This is a genomic window from Vibrio sp. 1069 (assembly GCF_033340555.1).
Window position 1 is genome coordinate 1 of the sequence record NZ_JAWOWP010000556.1, and the last position, 614, is coordinate 614.

Below are 614 nucleotides of genomic sequence, written 5' to 3' on the forward strand. Positions count from 1 at the left end.
GTTATGACTGAGTCTGCAAAAGATATTAATTCGATCTACTCTTCTTATAACTTATCTCAACATAAGTATATTGAAACAACAGAAAACGAGTCTTACGTGCAAGCTAAAAATAAGTGGTTGGTCTTTCAAGCCAACAGTGCTCGTAATGTTCTGCCTCAAGCGCGTAATAAGCAGAAAGGTTTAGAAACGGAAGCGATATGAAACGCCTTCTTTTTGTTAGTTTAAAAGGTGGTTGTGGCTCAACGACCGTCGCTGCGAATTTGGCACAAGCGTTAGTTAAGATAAATAAACAGGTACTGGCCATTGAGGTGGTGCCTAATAGTTTACTGCAAGCTCATCTTGGCTTGCCGAGGGAAGAGCAAGGAGGCTGGGCGAAACAACTTCTTTTAGATAAGCCTTGGACCCAGGCTGGTTATGAAAGCCCACAAGGTGCACTTTTTTTACCGTTTGGCCATCTGAATTCTGAGCAGTTAAAAGCGTTTTTTAATGAGCGTTCTCACTATCTATCAATGCTAGGTGAAATGACGTTGCAAGTGAGCGAAAACCGTGGTGAGCAGTGGCTGCTTTTTCACGCCGACTTAGCAGAGCTTACTGATCCTGAAGTGCGATCTTTT

General features: G+C 42.7%; 2 protein-coding genes. Both read left to right on the forward strand.

Annotated features, from left to right (window positions below; genetic code table 11):
- Positions 1 to 3 precede the first annotated feature (3 nt).
- Complete coding sequence (locus R7040_RS27705) at positions 4 to 201, forward strand: hypothetical protein (protein WP_169650268.1); 198 nt, start codon at positions 4 to 6, stop codon at positions 199 to 201.
- Positions 198 to 614: cellulose synthase operon protein YhjQ/BcsQ (locus R7040_RS27710; protein WP_318097780.1), on the forward strand; the 417-nt coding region annotated here is incomplete at its 3' end. The genes R7040_RS27705 and R7040_RS27710, both read left to right, overlap by 4 nt.